The organism is Winogradskyella sp. MIT101101, assembly GCF_047126865.1.
Taxonomy (GTDB): domain Bacteria; phylum Bacteroidota; class Bacteroidia; order Flavobacteriales; family Flavobacteriaceae; genus Winogradskyella; species Winogradskyella ouciana.
The window spans coordinates 2792201-2817056 of sequence record NZ_CP138982.1; the positions used below are offsets into that span (position 1 = coordinate 2792201).

The following is a 24856-nucleotide window of genomic DNA, read 5'->3' on the forward strand; positions in this document are numbered from 1 at the left end:
ACAAAAAAACCCTTAAAAGCACTTAGCTTATAAGGGTTTGTTTATCAATTTGTTATCCTTTTTTAGCCTAAAAAAGGATATCTGTAATCTGTAGGTGTAACAAAAGTTTCCTTTATTAATCTTGGTGATACCCAACGCAATAAGTTTTGAGCGCTACCAGCTTTGTCATTCGTTCCAGAAGCTCTTGCACCTCCAAATGGTTGTTGACCTACAACGGCACCTGTTGGTTTGTCGTTGATATAGAAATTACCAGCTGAATTTTGTAAAGCTTTAGCAGCCTCATCAATAGCATATCTATCCGTTGCTAAGATAGCTCCTGTAAGGGCATATTCACTCGTACCATCTACCACTTTTAGAGTTTCAGAAAATTTATCGTCTTCATAAACATAAATTGTGATGACAGGTCCAAATAATTCCGTACACATGGTTGTATATTTAGGGTCTGTAGTAACTATTACTGTTGGCTCAACAAAATATCCTTTGGATTTGTCATAGTTTCCGCCAGCAATAATTTCTGCATTACTATCGGCTTTTGCACCATCGATGTATTTAGCTAATTTATCAAAAGAGCCTTCATGGATTACCGCAGTAATAAAATTGCTCATATCTTCAGGAGAGCCCATTTTAAAAGATTTCAAATCCTCTAAAAGATAATCTTTAACATCTCCCCAAATTCCTTTTGGGATATATGCTCTTGAAGCCGCACTACATTTTTGTCCTTGGAATTCAAATGCGCCTCTAGCAATTGCTGTTGCGACTTGCTTGGCATTTGCTGTTTTATGTGCAACGATAAAGTCCTTTCCTCCTGTTTCGCCAACAATTCTAGGATAAGTTTTATAATTATGGATGTTGTTTCCAATTTGTTTCCAAAGTTCTTTAAACACATGTGTTGAACCCGTAAAATGTAATCCTGAAAAATCTGGGCTAGCCAAAACCGTATTTGTAATCATCACTGGGTCACCAAAAACAACATTAATAACACCATCTGGTACACCAGCTTCTTTAAATACATCCATAATAACTTTTGCTGAATACACTTGGCTATCACTTGGTTTCCAAACCACAACGTTACCCATTAATGCCATACAAGCTGGTAAGTTTCCGGCTATAGCTGTAAAGTTAAAAGGTGTTACTGCATATGTAAACCCTTCAAGCGGTCTGTATTCAACACGGTTCCATGCATCGCTTGTGCTTTCTGGTTGTTCCATGTAAATGTCAGTCATAAACTGAACATTAAAACGTAAGAAGTCTATAAGCTCACAGGCGGCATCAATTTCAGCTTGATGTATAGTTTTAGATTGCGCAATCATAGTTGCTGCATTAATCTTAGCTCTATATGGTCCGGCAATTAATTCTGCGGCTTTTAAGAAAATACCAGCTCGGTGTTCCCAAGGCATTTGAGACCAAGATTTACGAGCTTCTAAAGCTGTAGCAATTGCTTCATCAATATGCTTTTGCTCAGCGATATGGTATTCGCCAACGATATGCTGATGATCGTGCGGAGGAGACATGGTTCTGGTATTGCCAGTTTTCACATCTTTTCCATTGATATATAGAGGAACTTCTACCTTGCTGTTAAACATCGATTTATAAGCCTCTGAAACAGCTTTGCGCTCTGGCGAACCAGGAGCATAAGACTTAACAGGCTCGTTAACAGCTATTGGTACATTAAAGAATCCTTTTCCCATGATATGTTATGTTTTTTTAATTTGAATTTTGAAAGTGCAAAGTTACAATATTTATGAGATATTGTTAATTTCAAACGTTATAGTTCTGTGAAACTTACGAGCATTATTTTTTGTAAGTTGCTCCCTTAAATTTTTGAAGCCTTCTATGCTTAATAATGACGCTTTTATTATTGTACTGGCATATCCAGAAACCATTGTGCCTCATGCTAAAGAACGGTATTCTAAGTTTTTGCGCTTTGCCTTCATAGGTAGTAAAAAACATGTTAGAGCAGGTCATGCAGCATTAGTTTTAATACATAAAAGCTCAGGTGTTTTAGAGTATTACGACTTTGGGAGATATATAACTACAGAACCCAACGGAAGAGTGAGAGGAAGAGAGACTGATTTTGAGCTGAATCTCCCAATCGTTGCAAATATTAAGAATGATACCGTACAAAATTTAGATGAAATACTGAAGTTTTTGGCTACGCATCCTAAATTAACCCATGGTGAAGGCACTATGTACGCTTCAGTTTGTAATGCAGTTAATTATAATTTAGCGCGAGACTATATCGATAAGATGCAAAACAAAGGCTTTATAAGATATGGTGCTTTTATTAAAGATGCGACTAACTGCGCACGTTTTGTTACAGACACCTTAATTGAGAGTGTAACAAATGATAGCATTAAGAAAAAGCTCATAAAATCTAAGAGCTTTACACCAAGTACTATTGGAAACGTTGTTATTTCTGATACAGAGAATTTTGTTTACTCAGTTTCTGACAATGGTGAAATCAATGAATTTGATTCTACCGTACGTAAGCAAAACCGAAAACTATTTTTGGATACTTTGAAAGATTACAACCCAAGTTTAGAAGGAAAAATTTTGCCAAAATATAATGATGAAAAAAAAGATCATGCACAATGGTTAGGAGGTTTAGGAACAGGTGCTTGGTTTGAACTTTATGACGTTAGAAGTAAATCTGACTATCGCTTTAGACGAATTTCACCTTATGGGAATGTGGATTGCGATGGCATCTATAAAGTGAATGACACAAGTTTTGATATCAGTTCAGAGTATCAATTTTTATATAACTCTAACTGCTTGTTTTTTCATGTTGAGCAGGATTCTAAAACTTATCGTTTTGATTTTATAAAAGACTTCAAAAAATAAAAGATAATTGTCATATCGACTGAGTGAAGTGCGAAGCACAATAAATTAAATTGATGATCATTTAAGAGATTCCTGAATACTTCGGAATGATATATAACCTAATTAAGTGCGAAAGGCGCGCTTAATTTAAACGTAGGAATGTAAACTTTAAATTTACTGGCCTTAGTAAAGTTGACCATATTGTAATGTCCTTGCATGGCACCAAAAGGTGATGTTAAAAGACACCCGGAATTGTATGTGTGGGATTCTCCTGGTTTTAATACAGGCTTTTTACCAATAACACCTTCGCCTTCAATAATCTCTTCCTTATTGAGCGCGTCTAGTATTTTCCAATGTCTTGAATTGAGCTGAACGGAATCTTTACTTTGGTTTTCAATAGTTACTTTATAACCAAATGCGAAGTGCACTTTATAATTTTTATAAAATGTACCTTCAAAATTGGTTTCGACAGAAATTTTTATGCCGCTTGTAACTTGTTGTACCATGAACTTTAAAAAAAAGAGTATGCTAAAATAGCATAATTTTTGAATGATAGCGCAATTTTTAGGTTAAGTTGTGACTGATTTTAACATTTTTTCCGAAACAAATGTTTCTAGCGTTTCAAAAAAGTTATAAATATCTTCTTTTTCTAAGAGACTGTTTATAGTTACCATCCTTACAAATTCTGTATTGTTAAAATTTCCGAAGCCCACCATGAGTTCAGAATTTTTATAAAGTGCAGTACAAAGTTCATTGGCTGGGACGCCCTTATAATTAAAGCATATTGATATAGAATCATCAAAGCTGTAAAGCGTATAGTCATCGTTATTGTTGATATAATCTCTTGCTATTTGTGCCATTTCAAACTGCTTATCAACAATTTTTTCTAAACCTTTTGTTCCAACGGATTTCCATAGCGTCCAGATTTTTAAAGCATCATTGCGTCGTCCACATTGTAAAGATGTTTTACCAAGATTAAAATCGTCACTATCAGTTTGGTACAGGTAATCAGCTTCGTTAGAAAATGAATGATGCAATTGCGCTTTGTGTTGGGTTATAATTATTGAACACGTCAAAGGTGTACCCAACATTTTATGTGCATTTACACTAAATGAATCTGAAAGCTCTAGGCCTTTTATAAGGTGTTTGTGCTTTTTGCTAAAAATCACTCCTCCGCAATAGGCTCCATCCACATGTAACCATAACTTATGTTTTTTACAAACTTTACTAATAGCTATGATATCGTCAAATGCTCCTAAAACAGTTGTGCCGGCAGTAGCATTGACAAAGAAAGGTTGGTAACCATCTGCTATATCTTTCAAAATAAGTTCTTCTAAATGCTCAGAAAGCATTTCGCCTTTTTCATTAGTGTTTACCTGTCTAACCTGATTTCTTCCGATACCTGTTAAAGCTGCATTTTTAGATATAGAATAATGTGATGCCGCTGAGGTATATAATGTCATTTTAGATGAAAGCCCTTCCGCTCTAATTGCTTCATTTTTGGCATCTCTTGCCATTATCAATGCCATCATATTGCTCATGGACCCACCTGGTGCAAATGTACCGTCGCTGCTATCATTATATCCAGCGAGTTTAGCTACTTCTTTTAGAACTTGTTTTTCTATACCAACTTGAGGGCCAGCAACCTTGTACGTGTACATACTATTGTTAAGTATTACAGCGAGTAAATCTCCCAAAGTAGCCTTGTCAATTCTGCCACCGAATAATTGATTGAAAAAAGATTTTGAAGCTGTTTTTGGGGTGCTTTTAATTATCTCTTTAAGAGTTTCTTTTAAATCATTATCAATTATACCTTCTGTGTTTAATGATAAATCTAATTCTTGATATAATTCTGAAGTGGGTATGGGTTCAGCAACTGGCTTATTAATTTCTAATTTAAAAAGCTCATCGCACAGTTCTGAAAATAAGGCAACATCGTTTTGCATTCTAAAAGATAAATTTTGGTGTGAAGGTAAAAAGAAATTTAGTCTATAAAGAGAAAATTCCTTACAGCCTTAATTAGAAATATCAACGGAAGTGGCTTCACCGTAACCAATTAGCTTATCAAACCGTGCTCCCAAATCCCTGTAATATACCAAGACTTTATAATTGTTTTCGGTTTGCCAATAATTGCCACTGATGGCACCTTCATCAAGTTCACCTTTATCTTTATCTACAACTACATATTTATAGTTGTAGAAACCTTGTTTAAGGCGGAAACTTACTTCGTATTTACCACTTTCTGGATTATATTCCATTTTGGTCAACGGTTCAATAGCGAAAGCATTAAAATTGCCATACACATGTATGTCCTTATCCTTTAATTCTTCATTTAATAATGAAAAATGAACCATGGTATAATCGGCTTCAATATCAGTGTTTAAGCGTTCGGCTGCAGTAACTTGAAAATTTCCGTTGAGATCGGGATTGTATGTGTAAGGTCGCCCTGCTCTAGCTATATTCGGGTAAAGATAACTCTGATAAATGTCTTTTAAATCAATAAACTGAACACCAACATTAGAGGTTCTAACATCTTTGTTTTCAAACCATAAATATTCATTGCCTCCCCAAAATGCGGATTCAGTATCATACTTATAAATAAGTTCATTGCCAAGTGTGTACTGAGGTTTTAAATCAGAAATAGAGGTATTCAAATTATTATTCTGAATAATAAGTGTTTTAATCGTTTCGAGCGGATTGTTAAAATTAATGCTGTTGGTGGCAACGACAAGATCCACGGATTGCTTTTCGTCAATTACAGTCACATCTCTAGATCGCTTGACGCGCACGCCAACATTTACCAAATCTTCATAGATCATAAATTTTCTGCTGAACATCAACTCATCATATTCATCATATATGGAAATCATATAATTGCCACTTTTCAATAAGCCACGCGTTTGTATGTTTGGAATTTGCAATTTATAATGCGAATAAACTTGGTAGGTGTTAAATGAATTATAGTATTCCATAATTCGTTGGTTGTCCAAACCTCTTAGGTACTCAGCTTTAGCTAAAACAGAAGGTGTCCAATCAAAATTAAAATGCTCAATAACATAATAGAAATCCTCCTCATTTGCGTTTAACGCATCAAACTCCAAAACCAAAGGTTCGCCCAATTCTAAAATGGGCAACTGGCCTTGGGTAGTGTTGCTTTTAAATTTTATGGTTTTTATAAAATCGGGTGGGCTAACTTCTACAGCTTGAGAAAGTAATAGTGTTGGAAACAACAAAAGCAATAAAATGCTATAAAGATTCTTTGTCATTATTCGTTTGTAATACATGAGGCATAAAGATAATCAAATTCTGTGCCTTTGTAGCAGTACCTTATTTAAAATGATTATAAATAAAAATGTTGACTTTAAATTGAAAATATATTTACTCATTAATTCGTAAATTTGCACGGATTTTTAGATAACTAATCTTTAAGTATATGTCAAAAGACATCAGAATTAAAAAAGGTTTAGATATAAAGTTAGTCGGCGAAGCCGAGAAGACTACAGAGAACGCTATAATTAGTAATTTCTATTCTATCAGGCCTGAAGATTTCCACAGTATTATTCCAAAACTTGTTGCAAAAGAAGGTACGCGTGTTAAGGCAGGTGAGACATTGTTTTACAATAAGGATAATGAAGAGATGAAGTTTGTGTCGCCAGTATCTGGTGAGGTAACTGAAGTACAACGTGGACCAAGACGTCGTATAGACGCTATAAAAATTACTGCTGATAAAGAACAATCCTATGTAGATCATGGTAAGTTTGATTTATCTTCAGATGCAGACAAAATCAAGGCGCATTTATTAGCTTCTGGTTGTTGGGCTTTCATTAAACAACGTCCTTATGATGTTGTTGCAAAGGCTGATAGCCAGCCAAAAGCCATTTTTATTTCGGGCTATGCCAGCGCACCTCTAGCAGCAGACTTAGATTATACATTGGCTGGTAAAGAAGCAGAATTGCAAACAGCGGTCACTGCACTATCTAAATTAACAGAAGGTGGAGTGCATATCTCTATAGGGAGTTCCAACTCTCCTTTGGCTAATTTGGATAACACAATTACCCATAATGTTTCTGGACCACATCCTTCTGGTAACGTAGGGACTTTAATCAATAAAGTAAACCCAATCAATAAGGGTGAAGTTGTTTGGACAGTAAACGCACAAGATTTAGTGATTATCGGTGAGCTTTTGCTTACAGGTAAATTCAATGCAGAGCGTGTAGTTGCTCTAGCGGGTTCTTCTGTTAAAAAACCAAGATATTTTAGAACTAAGATAGGTTCTGAAGTGGCAACCATGGTTTACGATAATGGTGTTGATAAAGACGGTAATGACAGAATCATCTCTGGTAATGTTTTATCAGGGAAGAAGGTGGCACCAGATGGTAGCTTAGATTATTACAGTAATGTTATAACTGTAATTCCTGAAGGTGACGATTACGAGTTTTTTGGATGGAATAAGCCTGTTTTTGATAAAGTGTCTACTTCAAGAGCTCTAACATTCTCGTGGTTAAATCCGAAGAAAAAATATGACTTAGATACTAACACTAATGGCGAACATCGTGCCTTTGTTGTAACTGGTAGTTATGAAGAAGTTTTTCCATTGGATATCTATCCGATGCAAATTTTAAAAGCTTGTATGTACCAAGATCTAGATGAAATGGAGGCTTTAGGAATGTATGAGGTTGCACCAGAAGATTTCGCTTTAACAGAATTTATATGTGTATCTAAACAACCACATCAGAAAATAATAAGAGAAGGTTTAGACTTAATGCTTAAAGAGATAGGATAATGGGTTTAAAAAATAAATTACATAATTTTAAGGAAAAAAATAAAGATAAGAAGTGGCTGCCAGGTTTTAACGCCCTCTTTACTTTTTTATATACTCCAAACGAGACCACTCATGGTGGAACACACATAAAAGCTGCAGATGACCTAAAGCGTACAATGAATACGGTCATACTTGCATTGGTGCCATGTTTAATTTTTGGAATGTTTAACGCTGGGTATCAGCATTACTTGGCTTTAGGTGAAATAGAATCTGCACATGGTTTTTTGGGTGCATCTTTTTGGACCTTAGATAATCTTTGGATAGGTGCTTTAACAGTATTGCCTCTAGTAGCAGTATCTTATGGAGTTGGTCTTGCAGTAGAATTTATCTTTGCTGTAATAAAAGGTCACGAAGTTGAAGAAGGCTATTTGGTAACAGGTATGTTAGTGCCATTAATTGTACCGGTTGATATTCCACTTTGGATGCTAGCAGTCGCTGTTATTTTTGGTGTTGTAATCGGTAAGGAAGTGTTTGGTGGTACTGGGATGAATATTCTTAATCCAGCATTAACCATTAGAGCATTTTTGTTCTTTGCTTATCCAACTTGGATGTCTGGAGATAAAGTATGGGTACACGGTGCAGTAGAAAGAGATCAAGCAATTGCAGCTGGTCAAAATTTAGATGCTATTTCTGGTGAAACATTGTTAGGTGCTTATGCTCAAAATAGCTCTTTAGCAGGTATTGATTATTGGGATATGTTTTGGGGAATTATTCCAGGATCGGTCGGTGAAACTTCTAAGTTCTTAATAATAATAGGAGCCTTATTCTTAATTTTTACTAAAATAGGAAGCTGGAGAATTATGTTAAGTACGGTTATAGGTGCTTTGGTAATGGGATTGATATTCAATGGTGTTGTAGACGCAGGTTGGATTGGAGATACAAGTAAGTTTTATGGATTAATGAGTGTTCCTTTTTGGCAGCACTTAATAATTGGAAGTATATTATTTGGTGCAGTTTATATGGCAACAGATCCTGTAACAGCTGCGCAAACCAATAAGGGAAAATGGATTTATGGGTTCTTAATTGGTTTTATATCAATAATGATACGTGTATTTAACCCAGCATATCCAGAGGGAGTATTTTTAGCGATCTTATTAATGAACGTTTTTGCACCAACAATCGATCATTATGTAGTTCAGGCTAATGTTAAGAAAAGAATGAAACGTATAAAAGTTAAAACAGCATAACTATGGCAGTTAATACAGATAAAAATTCATATACGGTCATATTTGCCGTTGGTATGGTAATCGTTGTTGGCGTTATCTTGGCTGGTTTATTCAGCTATACAAAACCCATGATTACTCAGAATGAAGAGATAGAGAAGCAACAGAACATTCTCTATGCAATGGGAGTTAATGAAAATGATGAGTCAAGTGCAGTATTTGTATCACCAGATGTGGCGCCAGACGAGTTTGAAAAATTTGTAAAAGAACAAATTGTAATTACCGTTGATGCTTCAGGTAAGATAATAAAGACGCAAACTAGAGAAGAGTTTATGGCAGAAAACAATAAGGAGCCATACCTTATCGATATTAAAAAGCAAAAGTCTAATGCTAAGTCTGGTGAGAACAGACAACTACCATTGTTCGTGGGTGAGCGTGAAGGAAAAACATATTATGTAGCACCTATTTATGGTAAAGGACTTTGGGATGCTATTTGGGGCTATATTGCTCTAGATGAAAACATGGTGGTACAAGGAGCTTATTTTGACCACAAGGGTGAAACTCCTGGGCTTGGTGCCAATATTAAACAACGCTACTTTATGGATGATTTCTATGGTGAACACCTGTTGTCAGAAGCTGGTGTATTTAAAGGTATTACCGTAGCTAAAGGAAATGCAGACCCTAAAAATGAAGATAAAACAGATAATGAGGTAGATGCTATTGCAGGTGCAACGATTACTGGTGATGGTGTTACAGCAATGATCAAGCAAGATTTAAAGCTGTACAAACCTTATTTTGATACTTTAAAAACTAATTAATCATGGCAAAAGACAGTAGATTAATATTAGATCCGTTAACGGATAATAACCCAATAACCATTCAAGTACTTGGTATATGTTCTGCATTGGCGATTACTGCAGAACTGGAAGCCTCTATCGTAATGTCAATTTCGGTATTATTTGTATTGGGTGTTGGTAATGTGGTTGTGTCCTTAATGCGAAATATCATTCCTTCAAAAATTAGAATTATCGTTCAACTTATCGTTGTAGCGACATTGGTAATTATAGTAGACTTGGTGTTAAAAGCCTTTGCTTACGAATTGAGTAAAACACTTTCGGTCTTTGTCGGGTTAATTATTACTAACTGTATTATTATGGGTCGTTTTGAAGCGTTTGCTTTGGGTAACGGACCATGGAAGTCATTCCTAGACGGAATAGGTAACGCTTTAGGATACGGAGTTATTCTTATCATAGTGGGATTCTTTAGAGAGCTCTTAGGATCTGGAACTTTGTTAGGCTTTCCTGTATTAGGTGACCCAATTGAGAAAACTGGACTTTACGCAATAGGATATGAGAATAACGGTTTTATGCTGTTATCTCCAATGGCACTTATTGTAGTAGGAATAATTATTTGGATACAACGTACTAAAAACAAAGCATTAGTAGAAGACTAAACAGTATGCAGTTTGCAGTCGCAGTAAACAGTGAGTAACTGTAAACTGAGACTGAAACTGAAAACTTAAAAATATATGGAACACGTAGAATTATTTTTTAAATCGATATTTATAGATAATATGGTATTTGCCACGTTCTTAGGGATGTGTTCTTACCTTGCTGTATCTAAAAAAGTGTCAACCGCTGTTGGTCTTGGTGCTGCTGTAATTTTCGTATTGGCAATTACCGTACCGTTGAACTGGCTGTTAGATCAATATATATTACAACCAGGTGCTTTAGCATGGTTAGGAGATGAATATGCGAGCTATGACTTAAGCTTTTTATCATTCATTATGTTCATTGCAACCATTGCAACAATGGTACAGTTAGTAGAAATCGTCGTAGAGAAATTCTCTCCTTCGCTTTATAACTCTTTAGGTATCTTTTTACCGTTAATTGCAGTAAACTGTGCCATCTTAGGTGGTTCGTTATTTATGCAATCTAGAGAAATTGCATCTTTAGGATTGGCTTTTAACTACGGTATTTCTTCAGGTATAGGATGGTTCTTGGCGATTTTATCAATTGCTGCTATTCGCGAGAAAATTAGATATAGTAATGTACCTCCTGCATTAAGAGGATTAGGTATTACATTTATCATTACAGGCTTAATGGCCATAGGTTTTATGAGTTTTGGAGGTATGTTGACTGGAGGTGATGAAGAAGCAACTCCAGAAGTGGAATCTGCTGCTATTGAAACGATAAAAGAAGATATTGAAAAAGAAGAAGCTAAACTTGAGTCTGACTTAGAAGTAGCTGAAAACACAAACAAGTAATAGGATAAGACAATGATATTAGCCGCAAGTACAATCGGAACAATAGTCGCAACTGTAACTGCCTTTTTAGTGGTGACCTTACTCTTAGTTGCTCTGTTATTATTTGTAAAACAAAAGTTATCGCCATCGGGTCCTGTAAAGATTTTGATTAATGGCGAGCGCGAAATAGAAGTAGCTTCAGGAAGTACACTTTTAAGTACTTTAGGAAACAATAAAGTATTCTTACCATCTGCTTGTGGTGGAGGTGGAACTTGTATTCAGTGCGAATGCCATGTTCTTGAAGGTGGAGGTGAAGCCTTACCAACAGAAACTCCACACTTCTCTAGAAAAGAGTTGAAAGAAGGAGCACGTTTGGCTTGCCAGGTAAAAGTGAAACAGGATATGGAGATTACCATTCCTGAAGAAGTATTTGGTATTAAGAAATGGGAAGCAACTGTTGTAAGAAATTATAACGTGGCGTCATTTATCAAGGAATTTGTTGTTGAGATTCCTGAGGATATGGGTTATAAAGCTGGTGGTTACATTCAGATTGAAATTCCACCTTGTGAAATTAAGTATGAAGATATAGACATTACTGCGCATCCTGAAGAGCATGAAACACCAGATAAGTTTCAGGCAGAGTGGGATAAGTTTGGGCTTTGGCCATTGGTAATGAAAAATACAGAAACAGTTGAAAGAGCATATTCTATGGCTTCTTACCCAGCTGAAGGTCGTGAGATTATGCTTAACGTACGTATTGCGACTCCACCTTGGGATAGAGCTAAAAATGGATGGATGAATGTAAACCCAGGTGTGGCATCATCTTATATCTTTGCTCAAAAACCAGGTGATAAGGTGACTATTTCTGGACCTTACGGTGAATTCTTCATCAACGAGTCAGAAAGTGAGATGCTTTATGTTGGTGGTGGTGCAGGTATGGCGCCAATGCGTTCGCACTTATATCACTTATTTAAAACCTTAAAAACAGGACGTAAAGTTACTTATTGGTACGGAGGACGATCTAAGCGTGAGTTGTTCTACATCGATCACTTTAGAGAATTAGAAAAGGACTTTCCTAACTTTAAATTCTATATGGCGCTTTCGGAGCCATTAGAAGAAGATAACTGGAAAGTGAAGAAAGATATTAATGACGAAGAAGGAGATGGTTTTGTCGGTTTCATTCACAATTGTGTTATAGATAATTATTTAAATCATCATGAAGCACCAGAAGATATTGAATTATACTTCTGTGGACCTCCATTGATGAACCAAGCGGTTCAGAAAATGGGTGAGGACTTCGGAATTCCTGATGAACATATTAGATTCGATGACTTTGGTGGCTAGTTGCTAAGCGACATTTGGCAAATTTATACAAAGTCGAATTCAAAATTGTATTACAAACCAGTACTTATCAAAGTGCTGGTTTTGTTATTTAGAATTCACAACTTTCTAAAACCTGAGAGGTTACATTTCTTGGCTGGGCAACATGATGACCAAACAATTTAGAGCAATCCATCACATTGTCTATACAATCCATTTGGCATAAGGTTGCAACCACTTCACATAACCCATTAAATAATATGGTTTTATCAATGTAATCTGGTTTATGGCAAAAATGTTTCCCTAGGCGATAACCACAACCTTTTAAAAATGACGCTTCAATTTTAAGAAGTTCTATTGGTGAATAGCCATTAAATCTTCGACCTAAATTTTGATGGACAAGACCAACATAGTTTAATTGAACCGAACCATGGATATCTGTCATGTGTCTCCAGCTATCTTTGTTATCTAAAATAGTTCCGATAGCACATCGATTGCAATCTTCAGGGTTTAAGGTGTCATTTTGAAAAGCGGTATAAAGCTTAGCAATGGCATTTTCAAATCGAATGGAAGTTTTCATAGTGTCTTCTTTTTCAATCTAAAAGATACAAAAAAAACTTATTTGTACTCCATGATGAGGAATACTGCAGTGGTTTTTCCAATGTTTAAAACTTCATGTTGAGTGATGGAATCATTTTTAAAGTTATAACCCGTGGGCACATCAACTTCTCGTGTACCAGTAGTATCTGTAATTCTAAATTTTCCACCAGCAAGGGTATATCCAAAATGTGGATTGTGGTAATGTTTCTCATGCCCAACATTTGGAGGAAACGTACATTTTAAAACACGTAGTTCTTTGTTTTCCTCCAATACTTCACAAACTGCTTGTCCATTCCAACCAGCTTCAAGAGGGTCTGGTAAATTGGTCTTGTTTTCGCAGTGGAAAGTGAATAGCAAAATAGAAACAAATAATAAAAATTTCAATCTCATAGTAATGCTAAAGTTACATAAATTCATAATCTGTATAACAAAATCTAATTTTTATTCGTTTCAATAGACATGAAGAAAGTGTTACTTCTATTATCGTTATTGATTGCAGCACTAGTTCTGGCCTTTCAATTAAAGCCTATTGAAAACGTTGTTGACACTGTTGCTGCCATTGTAGAAACGCCAAGTTTAATCAATAAGGATAGCCTAACGATTAAATCAAGAGTCAATATCCCAGAAGGTTATAAACGTGTAGCATATCCCAAGGGAAGCTTTGAAGATTACTTGAGACATTATAAACTCAAGCCGTTTGGAAGTAAGATTATCAATTACGATGATTCCGAATATTTTTGGCAAGGAGGTCATGTTGGAGTATTGGAGGTTCCTGTACCCAAAAACGGACTACAGCAATGTGCTGATGCTTTAATTAGGATACGAAGTGAATATCTATGGGAGAAAGACAGAAAGGACGAGATAGGCTTTAATTTTACCTCAGGACATTATTGCTCCTGGCAAAAATATGCAGAAGGGTATCGTCCAAAGATAAATGGCAGTAAAGTTTCATTTCATAAAACCGCTAATGCAGATCATTCTAAAGACAATTTTTATAAGTACTTAAACTTAATCTATATGTATTCTGGTACATTATCACTTTTCAATGAATTGGAATCCGTTAAGGCGAAGGATTTAAAAATAGGAGATATGCTAATTAAAGGAGGAAGCCCTGGGCATATCGTAATACTTTGTGACGAGGTGGTTAACGACAATGGCGAAAAGTTGTTTTTACTGTTTCAAGGAAATACACCTGCGCAAAGCGTACATTTGGTTAAGAATCTAGAAGATGCTTCCATATCTCCATGGTATCAATTAGAAGATGATGCTGTGGTACCTGTTTCAAACTACACGTTCAATAGTGCAAAATTTGTACGATTTAAATAGCTTCTTTGTATTTTTGCACCATGAGCAAGCCTCTTACACCTCAAGAAATACATAACCTCGCCATGAACCACGTAGGTAAGGATTTAGAATCCCGTGGTTTTGAGTTTGTTGCTATTAACAGTAAGCTAAAACGCCATCCGCAATTTGTGTGTATCGATAAGAATAGTCAATACTATTTTGTTGTGGTTAGAGCGGTCATTTTGCCAGAAAACCCAAATAACTATGATGTGGTTTGGATGGAAACCTTTAAAAAACACGCTTACGAAAAAGATGCCAAAGTTTTATATGCTGGTGTTGGTTTAGGCAATCCCAAAGGTGAAGATTTACCCATTTATTTAAATGAAGAATATTTAATTGAGTACAATGGCATACAAGTCATTGAAATGAATTTGAATTAATATCAATGTCAGACTGAGCACAGTCGAAGTCAAAATTTACTGTATGAAAAAAATTGTGTTTTTAATTCTGATAGCTTTGTTAAGTCTTTCTTGTAAACAAGAACAAAAATCAGAACTGATAAAACTGTCAGGCCCAGTCTTTGGAACCACTTTTAACATACAATATCATGATGAGGCCGATATTAATTATATGCAAAATATCGATAGTCTTTTCAATGCGGTGAATCAATCCCTTTCAACCTATATTCCAGATTCTGATATTTCTAGGTTAAACCGAAATGAACTTGTTGAAGTAGATCAACATTTTATTAAAGTTTTAAAATCCTCTAAAACGATTTACCGAGAAACCGAAGGCGTGTTTGACCCAACTATTGGTAATGTAGTCAACGCATGGAATTTTGGTGCTGAAACCAATAAATTTTTAACGGACAGCACAACTATTGATAGTTTAATGCAATTTGTCGGCTTCAATAAAGTATCATTAACTAATGATGCCATCAATAAACCAAACTCTACTTATTTAGAATTTAACGCCATAGCTAAAGGTTATGGAGTAGATGTTATTGCAGAATATTTAGAGGAAAAGCAAGTCGCCAATTATTTGGTTGAAATCGGTGGTGAAATCAGAGTGAAAGGACGTAATATTGAAAAGAAGTCACCTTGGAAAGTAGGACTGGACGAGCCGCGTTTTGATGGGGAACAATCCGTTTACAAAGCCATAACTTTAAAAGATGAAGCTATGGCAACATCAGGAACGTACCGAAAGTTTAAAATTGACGAAAATGGTAATCGCTATGCACACATCATCAACACCAAAACGGGTTATCCCACAAAAACCAATGTTTTAAGCGTTTCGGTAATTGCACAAGATTGCATGACGGCAGATGCCTATGCGACGGCTTTTCAAGCGATGGGAATTGATAAAGTTACCGAGTTTTTAAAAACTCATCCTGAGTTAAAAGCGTATTTTATTTTTGAAGGAGATAACAAAGAATTACAAACTTTGAGTTTAAATAACTTTCCTGATTAGTTATTACTTATAAACAACAGGGATAATCTCACCTTTTGCTAATCTGTATTTGTCAATTTCATCATCTGAAAGTTGAGAAGTATAGTCAACCTCTTCAACCTTAAATCCAACGGACCGAAGTTTGTCAAAATAATCTCTTCCATAAACACGAACATGGTCGTACTGACCGAAGATTTTAGCGCGCTCAGCTTTATCGGTTATGGAGTCGTCTTCAAATGTAACTTCTCGAGATAGATCTTGTGGGATTTGAAAAATTCCCCATCCATTTGGTTTCATAACGCGATGCAATTCTTGCATAGCTTTAGTATCATCTGGAATGTGCTCCAAAACATGGTTGCAAAGAATAACATCATAGCTGTTATCTTTAAAAGGTAAATCGCAAATATCAGCTTTTACGTCTGCAATCGGAGACAATAAATCTGTTGTGGTGTAATCTAGATTACTTAATTTTTTAAAACGTTTTAAAAAGCATTGCTCTGGCGCGAAATGCAGTGCTTTTAAATTATCAGAAAAGAAGTTGGTTTCATTCTTTAGGTATAGCCAAAGCAATCGATGTCTCTCTAACGAAAGGGTAGAAGGAGACAGTATGTTTGGTCTTTGTTTTTCATAACCGTAAGGTAAAAAGGTTCTGAAGCTTTTACCGTCTATAGGATCTGTGTAATTATTGCCTTTTAAAAAGAACTCTAATATGGGTTTTATGATATAGCTTAACCTTATTAGAAGTGGACGTGGGAAAAGGTTTAATAAAAATTTGAAAACTGATTTCATTCAACTTAGATTTCTGACACGGATTTCACAGATTTACACAGGATTATTTTAAAGTATTACTCTTCGATGTTTAAGACTGTCTTCTCCAAAATTAATTAACAATCCAAGTTTTAGTTTAGAAACTGCTAGATAATTTAGAGTTTGTTTAATGTGTGAGTCAGTTAAGCAGCTAACAGCTTTAATTTCTAAAACAATTTTTTCATCTATAATAAAATCGGCTTTATACTTATGGCGCAAAATATTGCCTTTATATTCAATTCCGTATTTAATTTCTCTTGAATAGTTGACGTTATTATCAATAAACTCAATTTCTAAGGCATCACCATAAACAGCTTCATTAAACCCTTTTCCTAATTGACGATGCACTTCCATACAGATTCCGATAATTTTATAAGTATCTTCATTGTAAAGTAAATTACTCATAAGTTTATTTCAATTTTTGAGAATCTGTGCTAATCCGTGAAATCCGTGTTAAAATAGGCTTAGTTAAATTGTCAGAGCCTCCTTGCGAAATTCATCTTCTTCATTAGAAGTAATGCCCAAAGCGTCATGCACATAAGCAAATGTTGAAAGAATTTCTGGCTGACCGTCTACAATAGCCACATCGTGCTCAAAGTGAACACTTGGTTTTCCGTCTTGGGTAACGATAGTCCAGCCGTCTTTAAGCTGTTTCACTTTATGCGTTCCCATATTTATCATAGGTTCTATAGCAACGACCATCCCTTCTATGAATTTTTTACCTCTACCACGTCTACCGTAGTTTGGCATTTCAGGATCTTCGTGCATCTTACGACCAATACCATGACCGACCAATTCTCTCACTACACCATAACCTTCAGCTTCACAATATTGCTGAATGGCGTAACCCACATCACCAACACGATTTCCAACTTTTAGTTGTTTTATGCCAACATATAATGACTCTTTAGTGACTTGGATTAACTTTTTAGTGGCTTCATCTACGTTGCCGATTTCAAATGTATAGGCATGGTCTCCGTAAAACCCATTCATTAAAGCTCCACAGTCTATAGAAACAATATCACCATCTTTTAAAGGTACATCTGTTGGTAATCCATGCACCACGGCTTCATTAACACTGCACAACAAAGTCGAAGGGCAGTCGTATAAGCCTTTGAAACCTGGCAGAGCACCATGATCTCTAATGAATTCTTCGGCAATGGTATCTAAGTGATTAGTGGTAACTCCCTCTTTAACTTCTTTGGCTAACATGCCTAAGGTCTTAGATACAATTAGTGCGCTTTGACGCATTAATTCAATTTCCTCTAATGTCTTTACAATAATCATAAGGGTTTAATAATTTAGGTCTATTAAAACTGCCACCACTTTTTCTTTGTCGTTTTTATATTTGGCTTTTCATTGGTTATCATTTGATAAATTTCTCCCCAACCGAGAATGCCACCAATATTTCTATCATCTATAAAAAGGTCTGCATGAATTTTACGACTTCGGCTGTAATCAAATTTCTCTTCAGGGAAACTAGCATTTACAGCATAAAACTCAATGCCATTTTCTTTACAGAAATCAACGGCTTCTTGCAATTTTGTTCCGCTTCTATAGGTCCAGAGAATAAGCCTATGACCATCTTCTTGCAAGCGTTTTAAGGTTTCGAAAGCAAAAATGCGCGCTTTACCAATTTTTGGATAGGCATCTTCTACAATTGTACCATCAAAATCTACTGCAATAATTAATCTGTCTTGAAAATTCATGCTATCAATTCAATTATTGGGCAAAGGTACAACTTTAAGGAGTTTATACAAGGCTATGTTGTGTCATAGCTTCTGGTTGTGGTATTCCTATTAACTTTAGAATTGTTGGAGCAATATCTCCTAGGATACCATCCTTTATTTCCTTTAAATCTTTATCGATTAAAATAATAGGAACAGGATTCGTTGTATGTGCAGTATGAGGTGTGCCATCAGGATTAATCATGGTTTCGCAATTGCCATGATCGGCAATTAAAATTGTGGTGTAGTCATTTTCTAATGCTGTAGTAACCACATCTTTTACACATACGTCAACAGCTTCACAAGCTTTAATTGCGGCTTCCATTACACCTGTATGGCCAACCATATCTCCGTTAGCGAAGTTTAAGCATACAAAATCAGTGTCCCCTTGCTGTAGTTCTGGAATCAGAGCATCGCGTAGCTCAAAAGCGCTCATTTCTGGTTTTAAATCGTAAGTGGCAACTTTAGGTGAGTTTCTTAGGATTCTTGTTTCTCCTTTAAAGGGTTCTTCCTGTCCACCAGAAAAGAAAAATGTAACGTGTGGATATTTTTCGGTTTCAGCGATTCTTATCTGTTTTTTATTATGCTTTTCTAGGACTTCTCCAAGTGTGTCTGAAAGGTTGTCTTTATTAAAGACTACATTAATGCCTTCAAAATTATCATCGTAATTGGTTAAGGTTACATAATGAAGGTTGAACTTATGCATATTATACTCATGAAAATCCTCCTGAGACAAAGCCTGTGTTAATTGACGACCTCGATCTGTTCTAAAATTGAAAAAAATGACCACATCACCTTCTTCTACTTTAGCTACAGGTTTTTGGTTATCATCAGAAATGACTAAAGGTTTAAGAAATTCGTCAGTGATATTTTTTTCATAATTATTTTGAATAGATTTTAATATGTTATCAGTGGATTCTCCTTGGCCGTTAACAATAGCATCATAAGCTAGCTTTACACGTTCCCAACGTTTATCTCTGTCCATAGCATAATAACGACCTGTTACGGTTGCTAGTTTTCCTGTAGTTTTTTTAAGATATTCTTCTAATTCTAAAATAAAACCATATCCAGATTTTGGGTCAACATCTCTGCCATCCGTAAACGCATGTACAAAAACATCTTCTAGCCCATAATTATTGGCAGCATCCAAAAGCCCAAAAAGATGATTGATATGTGAATGCACTCCACCATCACTAACCAATCCCAAAAAGTGTACTTTCTTATTATTGACTTTAGCATATTGAAAAGCATTCTTTAAAACCTGTTCCTCTTGAAGTGTTTTATCTTTCACGGCCAGATTAATCTTTACCAAATCTTGATAGACGATTCTTCCGGCACCTAAATTCATGTGGCCAACTTCACTGTTTCCCATTTGCCCTTCTGGTAAGCCAACGTGTAATCCATCGGTACGTAAACTAGCACTCGGGTATTTGGTATAAAGTGAATCTATAAATGGAGTATCTGCATTATCTATGGCCGAAACTATAGGGTCTGGTGATTTTCCCCAGCCATCTAAAATCATTAAAATAACCTTCTTGTTCATGGAATAGTGTTTAATGCGTTCAAAGATAAGATATAGAATATTACATCAAATTTTGAAATCTATAAAATTTGGTTTGTTATTAATATTTTAAATATTAAAACGCTGATTGTTAAGAGGGAATAAAGTTTTGTGAAACCCTTAACAGATTTGTTTTCAAAACGTTAAATGTATGTTATATAACTTTTTTTAGTGTAACAGTTTAGAAATTTAGTCGTCTCTTTAGTATATCAAAAAACAAATCAATTAAATTTTAAAATCTTTCATCATGAAAAAATCAGCAGTAGTTTTAGCCTTAGCATTGGGCTTTTCAATCAGTAATTTAAATGCAACAAACGATCTTTTAACTTCTGATACTAAAGAAGTAACTGTAAAAACTGTAGAGGTAAGCCCTCTATGTAAAGCCGTAGCAACTGGCAACATTGAACTTGCAAAAACTCTAATTAAGCAAGGAGCGGATGTTAATGCCAAATCAAATGGTATGCGACCAATCCATTATGCAGCTAAGTACAACCGTGTAGAACTAATAAAAGTATTGGTAACAGCTGGTGCAGATGTTCATTCTACTTGTGATCTTGGATACACAGCTTTAGGGCATGCAAAAAAATCTAAAGCAACTGATGCGGCACAGTTTTTGAAACGCTTTAAAAAGAAAACAGTCTAATTAAAGACAATTATTTGAGTTAGTTAATTATAAAATGCGTCTTATCTTATTAAGACGCATTTTTATATTTTCTAATGGCTTCCCTTATTTTTTCTATCCTGTTTTCAGGGTCTGGATGTGTGCTTTGAAATTCTGGAACTCTATTTGGCCCAGCAGCATCCTTTAAAATTTTCATAACACCTATCATTTCTTCAGGATTGTAACCAGCCTCTAACATAAAATACACACCCAATTCATCACTTTCTAATTCATCACCTCTCCCATTTTTCAATAACTGACCCTGACCAATTTGCTGTGCTACACCACCCATGTCAATGGCAGAACTTCCCATAGCCAAAACTTTCCAAAAGTTGGCATCCGTAATACGTTCGTTAGAGTGCTTGCCTAATACATGACCAATTTCGTGTCCAAGTACTCCGGCTAATTGATCTTCATTCTGTAGTTTAGAAAACAAAGCATATGTAATAAAAATTTGACCGCCAGGAAGTGCAAAGGCATTAATAGTTCTTTCATCAGCTAATAGATGGAATTCGTATTTGTAAGGCGTGTCTTTGGCTATGCTGCTGTTTACTAACTTATTACCGACATTGTCCACAGTTGTCTGGTATCTGTTGTCTGGGTGTAAACCTCCGTGTTGCTGTGCCATACCAGGTGCACTTTGTAAGCCAATGGCTATTTCTTCTTGTGGCGATAATGAAATAGCTTGTTTCTTACCTGTATATGGATTAATTTCTTCTTGACTACATTTTCTTAGATAAGCAAAAGCAGCTATTGCTATAAAAATTAATATGCGGACTTTAAAATTGCCTCTTCTCATAGAGATAGTGTTAGTGAGTTAAATTTACAAAAGTTTGACACAATATTTTCGAAAAAGTCATTGGTTTGTATTCAAAATTTAAAAAGTTTTACTTTTATAGTCATAAATTTTAACGATGAGTTATCAATTCAAAATTATATCTAATGAGAATCTAGGTAGTGTGATTCCATTAGTTTTTGAGCTTAACGAGGGCAGAGTAAGTAAAGCGGTTTTAAAATCTCGTTTTGATGAAATGAAACTTCAAAATTATGAATGTGCAGTGATTTTTGATGCTGATGATATTATTGGTGTTTCTGGCTTATGGTTCTGTACACGTCATTATTCGGGTAAATCTGTAGAATTAGATCATGTTTATATTAAACCTGAGTACAGAAACAAAGGTATCGGTAAACAATTTATGGACTGGATTTATGCTTATGTGAAAGAAAAGGGATGTAATTCTATGGAACTAAATACTTATGTTCAAAATTATCCTTCACATAAGTTCTATTATAATGAAGGTTATGAAATTTGGGGCTATCATTTCTTTAAGAATATCTAAACTTATTTTAAAAATCCTAAATCAGAATCTGTTGGTAACTCATAAGGTGTTTTGCCATATTCAAATATCCTAGCCTCTAGTGAGCCTTTTAAAGTCAAACGATTATTTTTAACCTCAATCCAACTACCTTCTCTAAGTCCAATCACAGGTTGCGTGTTAAATGCATGAAATTCTTTAATTCTAGTTTCTCTAGTTTCTCCCATGTGTGCACTATTCGGAATTGGATCTAAATAGTGAGGATTAATATTAAACGGTACCAATGCAAGCGTTTTAAAACTCGGAGGATAGACAATGGGCATATCATTAGTGGTGTTGATGGTTAATCCACAAATATTGCTTCCTGCACTGGTGCCTAAATAAGGCACACCATTATTTATAGCATCTTTAATTGACATTAAAACATCATTTTTGTACAATTGATTAACTAATACAAAGGTGTTTCCTCCACCAGTAAAAATACCTTGGGCGTTTCTAATAGCTGTTTTTGGGTCATCATATTCATGTAAACCTTTTACCGATTTACCAATGGACTTAAAAGCCTTAGCTGCGGTTTTGGTATAATCATCGTGGGATACACCACCTGGTCTGGCGTAAGGAATAAATAAAATTTCTTCAGCAGATTTAAAATGAATTTTGAGTTCGTCCAAAAGGTATTCTAAATATCCACTACCATGAACTGTGGAAGTACTTGCAATTATAATTGATTTCAAAATCTAATGTTTTAGTAAAAATAAAAGTTATAACTTACATAATTCAAGATTAAACATTAGATTTTAAAATGAGGATTTAACAAAGATTTATCAGCGCTTTTTTATGAGAAGTCAAGAATATCAACGAAATTTATAAGTCAATACAACCAACATGAAAAAAATAACCATCATAATATTTACTCTTTTTGCTTTATCGATCTATGCTCAAGACACTGCCAGAATAGAAGTTAACGGTAGAATAATTGTCTCGTCTGAAGATAAAGAAGGTGTGGCAGTTTTCAACACGTCTTCTAATAAAGGTACTGTTACGGATGAAAATGGGGAGTTTAAGATTAAGGTGGCATTAAACGATATTGTTGAATTTGGTGCACTTCAGTTTAAAGATTTTACGATCAATATTTCTGAAGACGTTATTAAATCCAAAAAACTAACCGTTATTCTTGTAGAGGAAGTTAATAAACTAGATGAAGTGGTTATTTTGCCTTTTGGTTTAACAGGAAATTTAAATACCGATTTAGAAAATGTGAGAACCTATAACGTAAGCTTAGATTATGTTTATTTTGGTTTAGACCATATTGAGGATTTTGAGTTTTCAGCAGATTATAAGACCAAAGTAGAAAATGTTGCATTTAATGAATACAATCCAGAAGTAAGGCACATGCTCAACGTGGTTAACTTAGCTGGTTTTATTGTAAGCCAAGTTGTAGATCTTAATGACGATGAGACAAATGCAAAAGAAGAAAAAGCTATAGAAAGAACACCTTTTAAAGAAGCTTTAGATAAGTACAGTATTAATTATATCCACACCAATTTCAATATTCCGCTAGAACAAGTAGAAGCCTTTATCGATTATGTCGAAAAACAAGGCGTAGATGAAACCTTATTGGAAGAAGATAAAGAAATGCAATTTTTAGAGCGTTTAACTCAATTAAGTAAATCTTTCCTAAAAGAAAAAAGTGAAGAAGATTAATTTACTTTTCTGCCTTATTGCTTTGCTTTCTACCTTATTGTTGCAAGCTCAGCGAAAGGAAATCAACGGACAACTTCTTGCAAATGATGATGTTGAAGGCATACATATATTAAATAAAACAGCTGCTAAATTTGCTATTTCTAAAGCTGACGGGAGTTTTACTATACTTGCCAAGTCTCAAGACACTTTAATTGTTTCAAGTATAAAATACGAAACCAAAGAAGTGATTGTTACTGAGTTTGAAGAAGAGTACGGAACACTTTCTGTTGAACTAACGGAATTAGTGAATGCTTTGGATAAAGTTATTGTGGGTAAGATTTTAACAGGAAGCCTACAATCTGATTTAGAAAACTCTGATGCCAAAACTGAAATCAATTTTTACGATTTAGGAATACCAGGCAATACAAAATTGCCATTAACACAAAACGAACGCAAACTGCACGATGCTGATGCAGGTTCTTGGGGCTACATTGGTTTAGGTTTTGGAGTTAATTTCCATAAGCTTTTAAATGAGATTAGTGGAAGAACAAAAAAACTGAAAGCCATAGTAGAACTAGATGATAGAGATAAATGTATTAATAGGTTAAGGGCTGATTATGAATCGATAATTTTTGAAAAGGACTCATTACCCGAAAATTTAAAAACCGAATATTTCTTGTTCTCACAAGAAGACGAAAATTTCTTGAATTTGTGTGAAGAAAAGAACGAAATAAAACTGCTTGAATTTCTTCAACAAAAATTAAAAGCTTATAGAGAGAATAGAGAAGATGTAGATAAAGATTAACTTTGGAACACTTTTTGGATTTAGCTGAACAACCTTAGAATTAAAACCATGAAATTAATACAGATTGTACTTGCTTTTGTAATAGCTCCATTATTTGTATCTAACAATGAGAAGCATGAATATTATGTAAGTGTCACAAAAATTGAATACGCAGAAGAGCAGCATTCGCTTCAAATTATAAGCCAGATTTTTATTGATGATTTTGAAGAACTACTGAAGACGCGCTATGATGAAGAGATAAAGCTTGCTCCAGATAGTGATTCTAAAATGATAGACAATTACATGAAACGCTATTTGTCAGATAAGTTAGAAATAAAGGTCAACGGAAACCCAGTAAAATTTAATTTTATAGGTAAAGAATATAAAGATGATATTACCTATTGCTACCTAGAAATTGAAAACGTTTCTAACATTAAATCTATGGAAGTTGTAAATAGGGTCTTATTCGATAAATTTTCAGATCAGCAGAATATCGTTAGGCTTAAGTTGTTAGGGAAAAACAGAAGCTTTTTGCTGACTCCAGATAATGATAAATGCATGTTAAACTTTGATTAAAAATCTGTTAATGCAATCTTAAATCATTATTTTAGGCA

Annotated in this window: 28 protein-coding genes; 15 read left to right on the forward strand and 13 right to left on the reverse strand. The window is 34.9% G+C overall.

Annotation, left to right across the window (positions count from 1 at the left end):
* Positions 1-62 precede the first annotated feature (62 nt).
* Entirely contained in the window at positions 63-1688 is a 1626-nt protein-coding gene (gene pruA, locus SIB89_RS12535; protein ID WP_155088398.1) for an L-glutamate gamma-semialdehyde dehydrogenase, read from the reverse strand.
* Positions 1689-1833: 145 nt separating this feature from the next.
* Here pruA and SIB89_RS12540 point away from each other — a divergent pair, with 145 nt between their 5' ends.
* On the forward strand, positions 1834-2841 hold the full coding sequence (locus SIB89_RS12540) for a DUF6695 family protein (protein ID WP_412560044.1): 1008 nt from the start codon (positions 1834-1836) through the stop codon (positions 2839-2841).
* Between the two features lie 98 nt (positions 2842-2939).
* Here SIB89_RS12540 and apaG read toward each other — a convergent pair whose 3' ends face one another.
* The 3 genes from apaG to SIB89_RS12555 form a co-directional block, all read right to left on the reverse strand.
* Entirely contained in the window at positions 2940-3326 is a 387-nt protein-coding gene (apaG, locus tag SIB89_RS12545; RefSeq protein WP_155088400.1) for a Co2+/Mg2+ efflux protein ApaG, read from the reverse strand.
* Positions 3327-3389: 63 nt separating this feature from the next.
* Positions 3390-4766 carry a pyridoxal phosphate-dependent decarboxylase family protein gene (locus tag SIB89_RS12550; RefSeq protein ID WP_155088401.1) on the reverse strand — a complete coding sequence of 459 codons (1377 nt, stop codon included), beginning with the start codon at positions 4764-4766 and terminating at the stop codon, positions 3390-3392.
* 69 nt (positions 4767-4835) lie between these two features.
* On the reverse strand, positions 4836-6086 hold the full coding sequence (locus SIB89_RS12555; protein ID WP_412560045.1) for a DUF5103 domain-containing protein: 1251 nt from the start codon (positions 6084-6086) through the stop codon (positions 4836-4838).
* Positions 6087-6253: 167 nt separating this feature from the next.
* Between SIB89_RS12555 and SIB89_RS12560 the strand changes: the two genes are divergently transcribed.
* From SIB89_RS12560 to nqrF, 6 genes are all read left to right on the forward strand, one after another.
* Positions 6254-7603 carry a Na(+)-translocating NADH-quinone reductase subunit A gene (locus SIB89_RS12560; RefSeq protein WP_273288725.1) on the forward strand — a complete coding sequence of 450 codons (1350 nt, stop codon included), beginning with the start codon at positions 6254-6256 and terminating at the stop codon, positions 7601-7603.
* On the forward strand, positions 7603-8829 hold the full coding sequence (locus SIB89_RS12565) for an NADH:ubiquinone reductase (Na(+)-transporting) subunit B (protein ID WP_412560046.1): 1227 nt from the start codon (positions 7603-7605) through the stop codon (positions 8827-8829). Before SIB89_RS12560 ends, SIB89_RS12565 begins: the two co-directional genes overlap by 1 nt.
* A 2-nt stretch (positions 8830-8831) precedes the next feature.
* Entirely contained in the window at positions 8832-9623 is a 792-nt protein-coding gene (locus SIB89_RS12570) for a Na(+)-translocating NADH-quinone reductase subunit C (RefSeq protein WP_273288726.1), read from the forward strand.
* Between the two features lie 2 nt (positions 9624-9625).
* Entirely contained in the window at positions 9626-10258 is a 633-nt protein-coding gene (locus SIB89_RS12575) for an NADH:ubiquinone reductase (Na(+)-transporting) subunit D (RefSeq protein ID WP_412560047.1), read from the forward strand.
* Positions 10259-10333: 75 nt separating this feature from the next.
* Positions 10334-11071, forward strand: a complete 738-nt coding sequence (gene nqrE, locus SIB89_RS12580) for an NADH:ubiquinone reductase (Na(+)-transporting) subunit E (protein ID WP_412560048.1) — start codon at positions 10334-10336, stop codon at positions 11069-11071.
* A 12-nt stretch (positions 11072-11083) separates the two neighbouring features.
* Positions 11084-12394, forward strand: a complete 1311-nt coding sequence (gene nqrF, locus SIB89_RS12585) for an NADH:ubiquinone reductase (Na(+)-transporting) subunit F (protein ID WP_412560049.1) — start codon at positions 11084-11086, stop codon at positions 12392-12394.
* A gap of 88 nt (positions 12395-12482) precedes the next feature.
* Here the strand turns inward: nqrF and SIB89_RS12590 are convergent, their stop codons facing one another.
* Complete coding sequence (locus SIB89_RS12590; protein WP_412560050.1) at positions 12483-12950, reverse strand: Na(+)-translocating NADH-quinone reductase subunit F; 468 nt, start codon at positions 12948-12950, stop codon at positions 12483-12485.
* Positions 12951-12988: 38 nt separating this feature from the next.
* A complete protein-coding gene (locus tag SIB89_RS12595; protein ID WP_412560051.1) occupies positions 12989-13360 on the reverse strand; it encodes a cupin domain-containing protein in 372 nt (123 codons plus the stop codon).
* Between the two features lie 69 nt (positions 13361-13429).
* Here SIB89_RS12595 and SIB89_RS12600 point away from each other — a divergent pair, with 69 nt between their 5' ends.
* Genes SIB89_RS12600 through SIB89_RS12610 form a run of 3 tightly spaced genes read left to right on the forward strand, consistent with a single transcriptional unit; the run spans position 13430 to position 15724 of the window.
* On the forward strand, positions 13430-14296 hold the full coding sequence (locus SIB89_RS12600) for a DUF4846 domain-containing protein (protein ID WP_412560052.1): 867 nt from the start codon (positions 13430-13432) through the stop codon (positions 14294-14296).
* Positions 14297-14316: 20 nt separating this feature from the next.
* Positions 14317-14694: a Na(+)-translocating NADH-quinone reductase subunit F gene (locus tag SIB89_RS12605; RefSeq protein WP_155088411.1), complete on the forward strand. Its 378-nt coding sequence runs from the start codon at positions 14317-14319 to the stop codon at positions 14692-14694.
* Between the two features lie 43 nt (positions 14695-14737).
* Positions 14738-15724 (forward strand): FAD:protein FMN transferase, encoded by a 987-nt coding sequence (locus SIB89_RS12610; RefSeq protein WP_412560053.1) that lies wholly within the window; start codon positions 14738-14740, stop codon positions 15722-15724.
* A 3-nt stretch (positions 15725-15727) separates the two neighbouring features.
* Here SIB89_RS12610 and SIB89_RS12615 read toward each other — a convergent pair whose 3' ends face one another.
* The 5 genes from SIB89_RS12615 to gpmI all read right to left on the reverse strand — a co-directional run bounded on the left by SIB89_RS12615 (position 15728) and on the right by gpmI (position 19780).
* A complete protein-coding gene (locus SIB89_RS12615; protein ID WP_412560054.1) occupies positions 15728-16492 on the reverse strand; it encodes a class I SAM-dependent methyltransferase in 765 nt (254 codons plus the stop codon).
* 48 nt (positions 16493-16540) lie between these two features.
* Positions 16541-16915 carry a GxxExxY protein gene (locus SIB89_RS12620; RefSeq protein WP_412560055.1) on the reverse strand — a complete coding sequence of 125 codons (375 nt, stop codon included), beginning with the start codon at positions 16913-16915 and terminating at the stop codon, positions 16541-16543.
* Between the two features lie 63 nt (positions 16916-16978).
* Positions 16979-17797, reverse strand: coding sequence for a type I methionyl aminopeptidase (map, locus tag SIB89_RS12625; RefSeq protein ID WP_412560056.1), 819 nt, complete (start codon positions 17795-17797; stop codon positions 16979-16981).
* Between the two features lie 23 nt (positions 17798-17820).
* The gene (locus SIB89_RS12630; protein WP_412560057.1) at positions 17821-18219 is read right to left on the reverse strand and encodes a BT0820 family HAD-type phosphatase; all 399 of its coding nucleotides are present in this window, start codon (positions 18217-18219) and stop codon (positions 17821-17823) included.
* Between the two features lie 43 nt (positions 18220-18262).
* The gene (gpmI, locus tag SIB89_RS12635) at positions 18263-19780 is read right to left on the reverse strand and encodes a 2,3-bisphosphoglycerate-independent phosphoglycerate mutase (RefSeq protein WP_412560058.1); all 1518 of its coding nucleotides are present in this window, start codon (positions 19778-19780) and stop codon (positions 18263-18265) included.
* A 265-nt stretch (positions 19781-20045) separates the two neighbouring features.
* Here gpmI and SIB89_RS12640 point away from each other — a divergent pair, with 265 nt between their 5' ends.
* Entirely contained in the window at positions 20046-20441 is a 396-nt protein-coding gene (locus tag SIB89_RS12640) for an ankyrin repeat domain-containing protein (RefSeq protein WP_412560059.1), read from the forward strand.
* Between the two features lie 49 nt (positions 20442-20490).
* Here the strand turns inward: SIB89_RS12640 and SIB89_RS12645 are convergent, their stop codons facing one another.
* Complete coding sequence (locus tag SIB89_RS12645) at positions 20491-21258, reverse strand: M48 family metalloprotease (RefSeq protein ID WP_155088419.1); 768 nt, start codon at positions 21256-21258, stop codon at positions 20491-20493.
* Between the two features lie 115 nt (positions 21259-21373).
* On the opposite strand from SIB89_RS12645, the gene SIB89_RS12650 reads away from it, so the two are divergent.
* Positions 21374-21799, forward strand: a complete 426-nt coding sequence (locus SIB89_RS12650; protein WP_412560060.1) for a GNAT family N-acetyltransferase — start codon at positions 21374-21376, stop codon at positions 21797-21799.
* A gap of 2 nt (positions 21800-21801) precedes the next feature.
* Here SIB89_RS12650 and pepE read toward each other — a convergent pair whose 3' ends face one another.
* Positions 21802-22509 (reverse strand): dipeptidase PepE, encoded by a 708-nt coding sequence (gene pepE, locus SIB89_RS12655; protein ID WP_412560061.1) that lies wholly within the window; start codon positions 22507-22509, stop codon positions 21802-21804.
* A 151-nt stretch (positions 22510-22660) separates the two neighbouring features.
* Here pepE and SIB89_RS12660 point away from each other — a divergent pair, with 151 nt between their 5' ends.
* Genes SIB89_RS12660 through SIB89_RS12670 form a run of 3 tightly spaced genes read left to right on the forward strand, consistent with a single transcriptional unit; the run spans position 22661 to position 24818 of the window.
* On the forward strand, positions 22661-23479 hold the full coding sequence (locus SIB89_RS12660; RefSeq protein ID WP_412560062.1) for a carboxypeptidase-like regulatory domain-containing protein: 819 nt from the start codon (positions 22661-22663) through the stop codon (positions 23477-23479).
* Positions 23466-24263: a hypothetical protein gene (locus SIB89_RS12665; protein WP_412560063.1), complete on the forward strand. Its 798-nt coding sequence runs from the start codon at positions 23466-23468 to the stop codon at positions 24261-24263. Before SIB89_RS12660 ends, SIB89_RS12665 begins: the two co-directional genes overlap by 14 nt.
* 48 nt (positions 24264-24311) lie before the next feature.
* Positions 24312-24818 carry a DUF6702 family protein gene (locus SIB89_RS12670; protein ID WP_412560064.1) on the forward strand — a complete coding sequence of 169 codons (507 nt, stop codon included), beginning with the start codon at positions 24312-24314 and terminating at the stop codon, positions 24816-24818.
* The last annotated feature ends 38 nt before the right edge of the window (positions 24819-24856 follow it).